Below are 11,855 nucleotides of genomic sequence, written 5' to 3'. Positions count from 1 at the left end.
TAAGTCATACGATTACTCAAGTATCATACGGTGTGACATTGTCAGCTATTACCATCCAAGCTTTGCGATGATGCTAGCAAGCTGTGATGCCTCTAGATGAATACCAAAGTGGCGTTCAACGTTCTCCGCCAAGTCCGCTTTAGTCAGTTCTACTTCTTGCGCCTCTTCGTTACCCATTCTGATTTTTAACGTGCTATCGAGTAGTGTAATGATGCCGCCTTCAGTCGGCTTTGCTGCAATCAAACTGTTAGTAAAGTGAGTCTCTGGGCTGGTCGAGGTAAAATGATTGCCATACGCAATATCGCCACGACATACATAGGTCATGTCCAAGCTGTATAGACTCACCCAACCTTGCTGTTTCACTTGAAGTAAATAACCACAGCACTCATCTTCAATAAAACGAAAACACTGGTGGTCAATACACTGCTCGCGATGCAACGTCAGCTCCAGAGGTGCTCTTGGCGTATTCGCACCAAACCCTGCATCAACAATCCACTGCTGGTCATCAATCGTAGTCAATGTCACTTGATGGCTTCGTCCCGAAGGCTCGCCGCTAAGATGCACTCGTGCTAATAATGGCCTAACGGTAAAACCTAAGCTCTCCATAACTCGAAGCAGTAACCCGTTGACTTCAAAGCAATAGCCGCCACGCTGATGACTTATCAGTTTTTCGAAGATCGCATCAATATCAAGTTTAATTCCTTGGCCAACGTAGACGTCAAAGTTTTCAAATGGCAACGTCCGATGCTGAGCATGATGAAGCGATATCATATCGGCCACCGTAGGCTCAAGCTCATTCTTAATGCCAAGCTTATCGAAATAATCACGCATTTGAACAGGGGTCATCCTGTACTCCTTTAATAGTGGCAGTGTTTATTGTTTTAGGTAATCCGCAAACAACAGATACAAAAAAACGCCCGAAACCTAAATGTGCTTACTCAGCTACACTTAAATTTCAAGGCGTTGCGATTAGTGTCATCTAGACCTATTGGACTCGGCGTAACACCGCTTTTAGTGCCTCAAAGTCATTGGCTAAATCTTCAGATAACAGCTCCATTGCCGCGTGTTTAGCCAATGGCCCAGGTAACTCAATGTCAGAACCTAAGATATCATCGACCACTTCTTTAAACTTAGCAGGATGCGCGGTACACAAGAACAAGCCTGTTTCACCCGGTTGCAACTGCTCTTCAAGTACTCGATAAGCAATTGCACCATGAGGCTCACATAAGTAACCTAGATCATTAAGATCGCGAACCGACTCCGCACTTTGCTCATCCGAGACTGCACCTTTGCCTAGCGTGTCCAAACCCCAACCTTTAAGACGGCAGAGTTCTTCGATACGCGGCCAGTTGTTTGGTTGACTAACATCCATCGCATTTGACATTGTTGCCACCGTTGGTTTTGGATCCCATTCACCGGTTTCTAGATAGCGTGGCACGGTATCATTCGCATTGGTTGCCGCGATAAAACGCTTAATTGGCAGCCCAAGCGCTTTCGCAAGCAGGCCCGCGGTTAAGTTACCGAAGTTACCGCTTGGAACCGATACAACAAGGTTTTCACGCTGCTCTTTGCTCAGTTGAGACGCGGCTTCAAAGTAGTAACAAATCTGCGCCATCAAACGACTGATGTTGATCGAGTTTGCTGAGTTTAATCCAATTTCTTCACGCAATGCCGCATCATCAAATGCCTGTTTCACAAGCGCTTGGCAAGCATCAAAGTCACCATCGATGGCCACTGTATGAATGTTTTTGCCTAGCGTACAGAACAGCTTTTCCTGAAGTGGACTGATTTTGCCTTTTGGGTAGAGAATCACGACATTGATGTCTTCCATACCATAGAAAGCGTGAGCGACTGCCGCACCGGTATCACCTGATGTTGCTGTCAAAATAGTAATTTTGCCACCATCAGAAACCGCGGCTAAAGACTGAGCCATAAAACGGCCTCCAAAGTCTTTAAATGCCAATGTCGGGCCATGGAAAAGCTCTAGTGCGTACACACCATCTTTCACTTGGTTGATTGGAGCCGGAAATTGGAACGCATTGTCCACTAATTCGCTGACTTTCTCTGCAGGCAACTCCTCGCCAATTAGCGCAGAGAGAATCTTTGCGCTGCGCGACACAAAATCTTCAGCCAATAAAGCATCAACGTCATCGAACTTAGGCAGTTCAGATGGAAAAAATAGACCTTGGTTGCGACCTAAGCCTTGACGGACAGCTTGGCCAAACGAGACTTGCTCGTCATTTTCTTTGATGTTGTAAAGCTTCATAGCTCACTTCCTGTTACTTTCGAACCCTGCTTGTCTAAACGACAAACGTGCACGAATCCTTCGTTATTTTGTACGTAATTTTCTTCTAGCCAGCGAGCCACTCGCTCTGCCACATCTTTTTCTTTACAGATGCTGAACAGCGTTGGGCCACTACCTGAAATTCCAGTTGCCAAAGCCCCCGCTGTTGCCGCGTATTCACGCGCTTGACTAAAGCCGGGTAGCAACTTAGCACGGTATGGTTCGGCAATGACATCTTTGATCATCTTTGCTGCCAATTCAGGCTGATTAGAATGACATGCGTGGATAAACCCTGCCAGGTGACGACCGTGAGCAATGATGTCTTGACGACGATATTGAGAAGGTAAAATTTCGCGCGCTTCTGCCGTTGACACTTTAATGCCTGGATACGCCATCACCCAATACCAATCATCAAAACAAGGCACTTCTTGGCTAATAATACCAAGCTCTTCCAGCATCAGTTGCACACCGCCTAGATAGCAAGGTGCCACATTGTCGTAATGGATGCCACCAGAAATTTGCCCTTCCATTTCACCCATAAGAGCCAGTAACTCGGTCTCATTTAATGGATTACCATGAAATTGGTTCAAAGCGTCTAGTGCCGCGACGATAGAACAAGCACTCGACCCTAAACCAGAGCCGATTGGCATGTTCTTCTCCAGTGTCATAAACACAGGTTTGAGTTCTAGACCTTTCTTCTCTAATTCACGGGCATACACTTTCCAGCAATCGTAAACAATGTTCTCTTGCGGGTTGGTGGGCAGCTTATCAACAAAGCGGCCTTTGGTGGCTAGGTCAAAAGGTTTATCACCGAGTTTAACCTCAACACAATCGCCAAGCAGAGTGCCATCAATCGGAGAGACCGCCGCACCCAATACATCAAAACCAACACTCACATTACCAATAGAGGCCGGAGCATAAACGACAACGCTATCACTCATCTTACACTCCTAGTTTCCAGCCTAATGTACGCATCACATCAGAGAACACGCCTGCAGCGGTCACCTCGGTACCCGCGCCGTAACCACGCAATACCAGTGGAATTGGTTGATAATAGCGACTGTAAAATGCCAGTGCGTTCTCACCATCTTTAATCTTGAACATTGGATCATTTTCATCCACAGCAGCGATGTGTACGCGACACTTACCATCGGCGATTTCACCCACGTAGCGCAGTACTTTGCCTTCTTTGGCAGCATCCGCTGACAGTTGGCTAAAATAAGCATCCGCTTCAGGCAAACGAGCCATGAACTCATCCACTGAACCTGAATCATCGAAACCTGGTGGCAACGCTTGGTCAACTTCGACATCTTCAAGTTCAAGTGCCATCCCCGCTTCGCGAGCTAAGATAAGCAGTTTACGCGCTACATCCATACCAGATAGGTCATCACGTGGATCGGGCTCAGTGAAACCTTTGTCTTTCGCAACGTTAGTTGCTTGGCTCAGCGTTAACCCTTCGTCTAGCTTACCGAAAATGAAAGATAACGACCCCGAGAGAATACCGTTAAATTTCTCTAGCTCATCACCCGCTGCGATCAGGTTCTGTAGGTTCTCAATAACTGGCAGACCTGCCCCTACCGTTGTCTCATACATTAACTTACGACGAGAGTTACGAGCAACATCGCGCAGTTGGTGATAGTAAGACATGCTCGCCGTGTTTGCCTTTTTGTTTGGTGTAACGACATGGAAACCAGCAGCCAAAAACTCGGTATATTGATTGGCAATGTCTTCGCTAGAAGTACAATCGACTAACACTGGGTTAATGATGTGATTACGCTGAACCAATGCGGCTAAACCAGCCACCGAGAACTTCTCACTTACATCGCCCATGCGATCACGCCATTGGCTCAGTGGAAGCCCTTTACCATCGAGCAAGACGCCTTTGCTGTTTGCTAAACCACAGACACGGATAATGATGCCTTTTTCTGCCAGTTTGCCTTGTTGGCGCTGAATCTGATCCACCAGTTCACCACCAACACCGCCAACACCGACGACAAACACATCTAGGAAATGCTTGGAATTGAAAAGATTTTCATGACACGCTTTGATGGCCTCAGAAATTTTGTCTTCTGGGATTACCGCTGAGATAGCGCGCTCGGAGGAGCCCTGTGCGATTGCGACAATATTGACGTTAACTTCTGCCAGTGATGAGAAGAACTGAGAAGCGACACCGCGAGATGTGCGCATGCCATCGCCCACTAGTGTCACGATCGCGACATCATCCATAAACTCAACAGGCTCTAGTAAACCGTTTTTAAGTTCCAGTTCAAAGGCTTCGCGCAATGCTCGCTCTGCATCAAGCTTGTCTTCTTCTTCAATACAGAAACTGATGCTGTATTCTGAAGATGACTGAGTAATAAGAACGATAGACACACCCGCTGATGACATAGCGCCAAAAACGCGACTCGCCATACCCACCATGCCTTTCATACCAGGTCCAGATACGTTCACCATGATAAGGTTAGACAGTGTCGTGATACCTTTGATTGGTAAATTGTCTTCACCAGTATCTTGACCGATCAAGGTACCAGCCCCTTGTGGGTTAAACGAGTTTTTGATGAGGCATGGAATATGGAATTGAGCGATAGGAGCGATGGTTTTAGGGTGAAGAACCGAAGCACCGAAATAAGAAAGCTCCATTGCTTCTTGATAGCTCAGTGACTTGAGGAGGCGAGCATCATCAACCAAACGGGGGTCGCAGTTATAAACGCCATCAACGTCTGTCCAGATTTCACAACAATCGGCACGTAAACACGCCGCTAGTACCGCCGCTGAGTAGTCAGAACCGTTACGGCCCAGAGTGACAAGTTCGCCCTTTGCATTACCCGCTGTAAAGCCCGGCATGATATGGACAACCCCTTCTGCCAGCGGGTTAGCTTGGAAGTTTTGTGTGGAGACTTCCACATCGACAATAGCTTCTAAATGATCACCTTGAGCAAACAGGTACTTCACCGGATCAATAAGCTCCGCGGCTTGACCTTTGGCTTGCAGTACCGCTTTCATAAGTTGAATCGAGATTCGCTCACCTTTAGATATGATGCGAGCATTCACGTGGTCGGGGCATGTGCCAAGTAAACGGATACCATGGACAAATTGATGCAATTGGAATAGCGAGGTTTTAACTTGATTGTCAAAATCCGTGCGCTCAATGTTCGGGAGTAAAACAGCGATATCTGAAAATAGTTGATTGAATGAGGTTTCAAGCTCTGAAATCTGCAACTCAACTTCATTGTTTTTTAGTGCGGTTTCAATCACGGCGACAAGTTTGTTTGTCGCTTTACCAGGTGCCGATAACACCACGGCCAAATCTTCTTGCTGGGCATTATTAGCGATGATATCCGCTGCTCTTAAAAAGCGGTCTGCATCAGCTAATGATGAACCTCCAAATTTTAGTACTCGCATCCTTTCCTCCCGAAATACTCAAAACAGATAAAAAAAAGGCCCGTATCTTGGGGATACAGGCCTTGTTTTTGAATTTCTTCCGTCTACCAGCCCGCCCCAACATTGGTAATGTCGGTAATAATAATCGTAGTGGTCATTACTACGTGCTGGCAACTAAACATAGGGTTTTCTTTAAAATCTCTTATGTGCTTACCCATACGTTTAACTCATTTGTTGTTGCCTAGTCAATCAAAAATTGCACTTTTGTTGCTTGAACGACGTTTTTTTCACATATGCATAGAAATTGATAATCGAGGATAACTTATTCAGTTACGATCTAAATAAATAACCAATTGCTATATAAAAATGCAATTAATTGCTTATTTTATGTGCTTTAATTAGAGGTCAATAAACTATAAAAACAATAACCAAGGAGTGGTGTCATGCGAGCAGTGTCTTTGTACGTCTTACTCTTGTTATTGTTATTGTTATCTACAACATCCCTTGCTGTAGATTTACCTACTCTCCCCTCACAACATAATGCGTCGCCCCACGGCTTCTTTCTCTCTTCTGGCAGTAAGCTCGGTAGTAGTGACTCGTTCGACACTTGGAATATCGATAGTGGTTATTCCTACTCGATTTTTGACTCGTTAGATGTCTACATCGGCGCGAGACTTAACAACTCTCACAACTCTGTCGACCAAGGCTTTCTCAGTGGCGTAAGTTATAATGTTTCTGACCGTATCTCGGTAAAAAGCACACTTCGCGGCTATCAGTATGAAGAGAATAATGAAAAGCAGGGCGCGATGGCGGCTGAAATATCAAGTAGAATGAGATTAACCGAAAACCTAGACGTTCACGCCACCTTCGATTTTGAGAAGGTACAACAAGGCGTAGAAGTAGGTCTAGGCTTCCGGTTTTAACTTATTCTAGCTCTCGACGAGGGCTACAATTTATCCCTTTTTCATCAAACACGTAGCAATCTTTTCCTTCGAACCATAAATGAACTTCTTTGGTTTTGCTTGCGTTCAAGCTATCCAGACGTACCACGAGGCACTCATCCAATTGGTCTAATTCCGTGTAAAGAAGGCTTTCATTTCCGAGCCATTCAACTACCTCACAAGGAATAAAGTTCATCTTTGGAGAGCCAATAAACCCAGCTACGAAGAGGTTGGCTGTATTACGGTATAACTCCATAGGAGCATCATCACTGGCTTTTAGATCGCCGCTTTTGATATCTGAGTGTCATCATTTATGCGTTCTAACAACGATATCGCCGTTTAAAAATCCAATGCTTCCTTGGCTATCAAAACCCCATTCCAATCACAATAGATGTAATGTCCAGGTTGGACGATTTGATTATTCATTGTTAAGGTAACGTTAATTTCACCCGCACCGCGCTTTTCGGTTTTGAAAGGACAAGCCGCTAACGCCTTCACTCCCAAATCCATCTCAGCCATAGCCGCTATATCTCGAACAGCGCCATTTACAACTACGCCTTCCCAGTCATTTTCTATCGCCAACATCGCTAATTGGTCGCCAAGCAGTGCCTTAGCACAAGAACCATTGCCGTCGACAAAGAGCACTTTGCCTTTGCCATTTTGTGCTAACACTTCTCGAACCATAGAGTTATCGTGATAACAGCGTACTGTTACCATTTCTCCCCAAAATGCCGCTCGTTGCCCAAAATTTTGTAGTGGCAAACCCAACAACATGACTTTGTCTTCATGTTGGTCACAAATATCAGGTGTGATATCTCTCATTTTTCCTCCGTGATCTTTGCTCAATAGCCATGTAAAACGCATGTCTTTAGGGAGCAATAAATTAAAATCCTTTGTTGTCGACCCGGCAATTTCTTCCCGTTAACATAAGAAATTGCCTAATCGACCTAACTTTTTTTGTGTTTGATTGTCACCGCAGGAAACCAAAAACAGTACACCATTTTTCACCCAATAAATGGCATTTTGCTGGTATTTTTGCACCAACTCACACCCAAGATTTACGGACATTTCTACTGCAAAACTGTCTTCAACCCTGTGAAAACTTGCGTCACCAACCTTCACATTTTGGTAGTTGTATTTTTTGATCTTTTGCTCTAAATCCAAGTTTTTTATGCAATTTAGCTCGTTAGACAGCTTAAAACCTCTTGGGTTCCAAGCGGTTATGATAACGTAATTATCACAGTCCCATTCAGCATCAAACTCTATAAGAATTTTTGAATAGGCACTCCATAAGTATGCATTAATACTCATATTATCGAAATTATTGTATTTGCCCAACACTATTAATATTTGTTACAAAAGCGCTATTGATTTAAATCAACAAAGTGCATGGAATTAACATTTGACCATTGTTAGCATGCTGTTAACATTATAGAATTCGCCTCAATGACATAGCAGAATAATAAGAGATTTAAGGGATTTCTCGTTTTTAGCAACATCACGGAAGGCGACTTAACCTGTAACTGTTTCTACGATTTTGAGTAAACATCCAAGAAACATTACCTATATGTTAACTTTTTGCCTAGAATTTATTCTACTAGCGACAGAATTATCACAAGTTTAAATTAGGTACCGCCGATGCAAAGCCCGCAGATTCTTATTGTTGAAGATGAGCAAGTAACCCGTAACACCCTTAAAAGCATTTTTGAAGCAGAAGGATATGCTGTATTCGAGGCCAGTGACGGTCAAGAAATGCACCAAGTCATGTCAGAGAACTCTGTAAACCTCGTTATCATGGACATTAATCTTCCAGGTAAGAACGGTCTATTGTTAGCTCGCGAGCTTCGTGAGCAAGCAAATGTAGCACTAATGTTCCTAACTGGTCGTGACAATGAAGTTGATAAAATTCTTGGTCTAGAGATTGGTGCTGATGATTACATCACGAAGCCATTCAACCCACGTGAACTGACTATTCGTGCACGTAACCTATTGACTCGTTCTATGAGCTCAAATGCTGCAACTGAAGAAAAGCGCAGTGTTGAGAAATACGAATTCAATGGTTGGGTTCTAGATATCAACAGCCGTTCACTGATTAGCCCAAGTGGCGATGGTTACAAACTACCTCGTTCAGAGTTCCGTGCACTGCTGCACTTCTGTGAGAACCCCGGTAAGATTCAAACTCGCGCCGATCTTCTTAAGAAGATGACTGGTCGTGAGCTTAAGCCACACGATCGTACTGTTGACGTAACAATTCGTCGTATCCGTAAACACTTCGAGTCTGTTTCTGGTACACCAGAAATCATCGCGACGATTCACGGTGAAGGCTACCGCTTCTGTGGTGATCTAGAAGAGTAATCTCTTTCTAGCGAATAGATAAAAGGGACGCATCATGCGTCCCTTTTTAACATAGAGCCATTCAAATCAATATACCGTATCCACATTGACTTGTTTGTTGACCACCCAGGTCTGATTTTTGCCACCAACCAGCTGAACCGCCACATCCACTGGTTTGGTTATATTCACTTCGAGCTGCCAGTTAAATGCCACTTCCCATTGGTTTTCTGAGTGATTTCTCAACTCAAAATCATCGCCTTCAAACACCCAAGAAACGCTCCCTTGTTTCAATACGACCATCGTCACATCCATATCCGCAGGCAACTGTGTATCGGTCACGAGATTGAGAGCGCCATGAAGCATTTGTTCTTTAAGTAGTGCTGTCGTCTCACCAACCTTCGGCATCATATCAATCCAAAGGTTTGACTCTAAACGTACTGACTGCTGTTCTACATTAGCGGTATTTCCAGCCATCCATACTTTTGAGTCTGTCGCTGGAGACGTCGCACAACCAGCTAGAGCAACTGATAGTGCGAGTGCTGTGAGTATTTTCTTCATTTTGATTCCCTACTTTCCAACCACATTTTAAGTACTTGAATATCGTTGTGATATTCGTTTTTAATCTCTTCAACCCAATCTTCAATATTTTCCCACCATGCTGGCATATCTGGCGACTGAGCTTTTTGAGCAACCGATTGAATTCGTTTTAATCCAATAGAACCGGCCGCACCTTTAATTTTATGAGCCTCTGAGGCGATACCCGACTGATCTTTCGCTGTCATATTAGAATCTAAAATCTCGATGTAGTCTGGCATCATTTTTTCGAACATAGCGATGCTATCGTACACTGGTTTTGTTCCTACAATATCAACGTAAGAATCCAACATATCGAAGTCTAACAAGCGGTTAAATAGTTCATTGTTCATATCCGTTGTTTCCATCTCCACGCCCTCTTGCTCGTCTACCAACACTTCATCTACTGCAAACATATTGATCACTTCAGTTAGCGCTTTAACGCTCAGTGGTTTACTAATCGCGTCATCCATCCCTTGCTTCAGATATTCTTGTTTATCTTTTAGAACGTTGGCCGTTAGGGCAACTAACGGAGGTAACTGCTCATAATGCTCTCTGAAGTATTGAGCAACATCAAAGCCAGTCATATCGGGTAATTGGATATCCAACAACGCAAGATCGTAGTCCTCCGGTTTGAACTTCTCGATAGCTTCCTCACCGGTCATCGCCACGCTCACGGAATGCCCTAAGCTTTCCAGCAGCGAACGGGCAACGGTAATATTGAGCTCAATATCTTCTAATAAGAAAATATTCAGACTGCCTTGTTGCTTCATTTCGACCGGTGCTAACTGTTGAGTATTGGCACAAGGCACATTGATAGAAACAGTAAAAGTACTACCAAATCCCTCTTCACTATCGACAGTAATGTCACCACCCATCATTTTGATCAATTGCTTAGACACTGCTAGCCCTATACCTGTGCCCACTGCATGCAAATTGTCTTTACCAGACTTCACTTGATAGTACATTGCAAAGATCTTATCGAGCTCTTGTTGAGGAATACCAATGCCGGTATCTTCAATCTCAATGATGATATGAGCATAGTTGTCCTCAATATCCGCACTGATGGTCATCACTACGCCACCTTGCTTGGTGAACTTCATAGCGTTACTCACCAGATTCCAAATAACCTGACGTAAACGCGTGGCATCCACAACCACTCCTTCAGGAAGGTCGGTTAAGCGCTCAAGGTCAAATCGCAATCCTTTTTGTTCTGCCATAAGGGCAGAAATGCTTTCAAGTTCAGTGACAAAATCTTCAAAATTCAGTGGTTCTGGAAACAGCTCTAGTTTGCGGCGATCAAACTTGTCCATATCAATAATGTCATTAAAAATATGCCCAAGAGTAATAGCGCTCACATTGATGGTTTGCATATGCTTACGCTGCTCATTATCAAGTTGGCTATCTAGTAACATTCGGCTTAAACCGACGATGCCATTTAACGGCGTGCGCAATTCATGACTAATGGTCGAGATAAACGTTGTTTTGTCTCGACTGGCTTTCTCTAAAGATTCTTGATGACGTTTACGCTCAGTGATATCACGACCAAAACCTACTAGACCAAGGTGTTTGCCATCTTTACTGTAGAACGGCACTTTACGCAGTTCATAGAAACACTTCTTGCCATCGGGATACTCTAGCCACTGCTCATAAGTTAGCGCTTGGTTGTCCCCCATCACTTTGTGGTCCGTTTCCACCACTTGCTTAGCGATCTCTTCGGAGTACACATCCCATGGAGTTAGACCCACAAGTTCTTTTTCTTTTCGACCCGTTAGCTCTTCCATTGCTCGGTTGCAACCAGAGAACACCCCTTCGGCATTGCGGTAATAGATCAAGTCTGGTGAAGCATCGATAAAGGAGCGTAATAAAGCGGTTCGCTCAGCCAGCTCTAGTTGGGTACGTTCACGTTGAAACACCTCGTTCTCAAGATCTTTCATTGCCTCTTCTCGCGCTTCTTCCGCTTTTTGACGCTCTTCCATTTCTTGATTGAGTTTACGAATATTTTGTTGCAGCTTGTGGTTCAAATCTTGGTCACGCGAACGCATGTCTTTTAGCTTGGAAACCATTTTGGATAAACGCTGGCGTGATTCTTCTAATTGGTCGACGACAACAGAGAGAAAATACACCGCCCATGGCGTAATAAGCAGACCGAAGAAGACCGAACGGACAATATCGATATCGTCTACGCGTCCATTCAAAACAAGGGTGATACCCACCTGAACCACAACGGCTAACGCCACTAAAGCCAATGCAAGAAGAATAGAAAAACGAACAATGCCGAGCTTCACTAACAAGTCGACATAATATTGAGCGAGGTTTTTGATAGGTTTCATTCAGCACTC

Annotated in this window: 11 protein-coding genes and 1 other annotated feature; of the genes, 2 read left to right on the top strand and 9 right to left on the bottom strand. The window is 44.3% G+C overall.

Going from position 1 to position 11,855, the window contains the following annotated elements; all coding sequences use genetic code 11:
* Positions 1-48: 48 nt before the first annotated feature.
* The 4 genes from VTH8203_RS02905 to thrA all read right to left on the bottom strand — a co-directional run bounded on the left by VTH8203_RS02905 (position 49) and on the right by thrA (position 5,686).
* Complete coding sequence (locus VTH8203_RS02905; protein WP_096992291.1) at positions 49-846, bottom strand: arylamine N-acetyltransferase family protein; 798 nt, start codon at positions 844-846, stop codon at positions 49-51.
* A gap of 139 nt (positions 847-985) precedes the next feature.
* Positions 986-2,266, bottom strand: coding sequence for a threonine synthase (gene thrC, locus VTH8203_RS02900; RefSeq protein ID WP_096992290.1), 1,281 nt, complete (start codon positions 2,264-2,266; stop codon positions 986-988).
* Positions 2,263-3,225, bottom strand: coding sequence for a homoserine kinase (gene thrB / locus VTH8203_RS02895; RefSeq protein ID WP_096992289.1), 963 nt, complete (start codon positions 3,223-3,225; stop codon positions 2,263-2,265). The genes thrC and thrB overlap by 4 nt, the downstream gene beginning before the upstream one ends.
* Position 3,226: 1 nt before the next feature.
* A complete protein-coding gene (gene thrA / locus VTH8203_RS02890; protein WP_096992288.1) occupies positions 3,227-5,686 on the bottom strand; it encodes a bifunctional aspartate kinase/homoserine dehydrogenase I in 2,460 nt (819 codons plus the stop codon).
* Between the two features lie 29 nt (positions 5,687-5,715).
* Positions 5,716-5,831, bottom strand: a sequence feature (Thr leader region).
* 277 nt (positions 5,832-6,108) lie between these two features.
* On the opposite strand from thrA, the gene VTH8203_RS02885 reads away from it, so the two are divergent.
* Complete coding sequence (locus tag VTH8203_RS02885; protein ID WP_096992287.1) at positions 6,109-6,588, top strand: ribonuclease regulator; 480 nt, start codon at positions 6,109-6,111, stop codon at positions 6,586-6,588.
* Position 6,589: 1 nt separating this feature from the next.
* Here VTH8203_RS02885 and VTH8203_RS02880 read toward each other — a convergent pair whose 3' ends face one another.
* The 3 genes from VTH8203_RS02880 to VTH8203_RS02870 all read right to left on the bottom strand — a co-directional run bounded on the left by VTH8203_RS02880 (position 6,590) and on the right by VTH8203_RS02870 (position 7,917).
* Positions 6,590-6,862, bottom strand: coding sequence for an ATP-binding cassette domain-containing protein (locus tag VTH8203_RS02880; protein ID WP_096992286.1), 273 nt, complete (start codon positions 6,860-6,862; stop codon positions 6,590-6,592).
* 83 nt (positions 6,863-6,945) lie between these two features.
* On the bottom strand, positions 6,946-7,428 hold the full coding sequence (locus tag VTH8203_RS02875; protein WP_096992285.1) for a putative 4-hydroxy-4-methyl-2-oxoglutarate aldolase: 483 nt from the start codon (positions 7,426-7,428) through the stop codon (positions 6,946-6,948).
* Positions 7,429-7,527: 99 nt separating this feature from the next.
* Complete coding sequence (locus VTH8203_RS02870; protein WP_096992284.1) at positions 7,528-7,917, bottom strand: DUF3293 domain-containing protein; 390 nt, start codon at positions 7,915-7,917, stop codon at positions 7,528-7,530.
* 327 nt (positions 7,918-8,244) lie between these two features.
* Between VTH8203_RS02870 and arcA the strand changes: the two genes are divergently transcribed.
* The gene (gene arcA / locus VTH8203_RS02865) at positions 8,245-8,961 is read left to right on the top strand and encodes a two-component system response regulator ArcA (protein WP_096992283.1); all 717 of its coding nucleotides are present in this window, start codon (positions 8,245-8,247) and stop codon (positions 8,959-8,961) included.
* A 66-nt stretch (positions 8,962-9,027) separates the two neighbouring features.
* On the opposite strand, the gene VTH8203_RS02860 is transcribed toward arcA, so the two are convergent.
* Both VTH8203_RS02860 and arcB read right to left on the bottom strand, forming a co-directional pair.
* Positions 9,028-9,498, bottom strand: coding sequence for a hypothetical protein (locus VTH8203_RS02860; RefSeq protein ID WP_096992282.1), 471 nt, complete (start codon positions 9,496-9,498; stop codon positions 9,028-9,030).
* Positions 9,495-11,846 (bottom strand): aerobic respiration two-component sensor histidine kinase ArcB, encoded by a 2,352-nt coding sequence (arcB, locus tag VTH8203_RS02855; protein WP_096992281.1) that lies wholly within the window; start codon positions 11,844-11,846, stop codon positions 9,495-9,497. Before arcB ends, VTH8203_RS02860 begins: the two co-directional genes overlap by 4 nt.
* Positions 11,847-11,855: the final 9 nt, after the last annotated feature.

This window comes from Vibrio thalassae, assembly GCF_900089835.1.
Taxonomy (GTDB): Bacteria; Pseudomonadota; Gammaproteobacteria; order Enterobacterales; family Vibrionaceae; genus Vibrio; species Vibrio thalassae.
This window is presented reverse-complemented; position numbering and strand designations above follow the sequence as displayed.

What these genes read in the sequence shown, in the direction of transcription:
- VTH8203_RS02905 (WP_096992291.1), bottom strand. Translation starts at nt 846, where the DNA reads ATGACCCCTGTTCAAATGCGTGATTATTTCGATAAGCTTGGCATTAAG.
- thrC (WP_096992290.1), bottom strand. Translation starts at nt 2,266, where the DNA reads ATGAAGCTTTACAACATCAAAGAAAATGACGAGCAAGTCTCGTTTGGC.
- thrB (WP_096992289.1), bottom strand. Translation starts at nt 3,225, where the DNA reads ATGAGTGATAGCGTTGTCGTTTATGCTCCGGCCTCTATTGGTAATGTG.
- thrA (WP_096992288.1), bottom strand. Translation starts at nt 5,686, where the DNA reads ATGCGAGTACTAAAATTTGGAGGTTCATCATTAGCTGATGCAGACCGC.
- VTH8203_RS02885 (WP_096992287.1), top strand. Translation starts at nt 6,109, where the DNA reads ATGCGAGCAGTGTCTTTGTACGTCTTACTCTTGTTATTGTTATTGTTA.
- VTH8203_RS02880 (WP_096992286.1), bottom strand. Translation starts at nt 6,862, where the DNA reads ATGGAGTTATACCGTAATACAGCCAACCTCTTCGTAGCTGGGTTTATT.
- VTH8203_RS02875 (WP_096992285.1), bottom strand. Translation starts at nt 7,428, where the DNA reads ATGAGAGATATCACACCTGATATTTGTGACCAACATGAAGACAAAGTC.
- VTH8203_RS02870 (WP_096992284.1), bottom strand. Translation starts at nt 7,917, where the DNA reads ATGAGTATTAATGCATACTTATGGAGTGCCTATTCAAAAATTCTTATA.
- arcA (WP_096992283.1), top strand. Translation starts at nt 8,245, where the DNA reads ATGCAAAGCCCGCAGATTCTTATTGTTGAAGATGAGCAAGTAACCCGT.
- VTH8203_RS02860 (WP_096992282.1), bottom strand. Translation starts at nt 9,498, where the DNA reads ATGAAGAAAATACTCACAGCACTCGCACTATCAGTTGCTCTAGCTGGT.
- arcB (WP_096992281.1), bottom strand. Translation starts at nt 11,846, where the DNA reads ATGAAACCTATCAAAAACCTCGCTCAATATTATGTCGACTTGTTAGTG.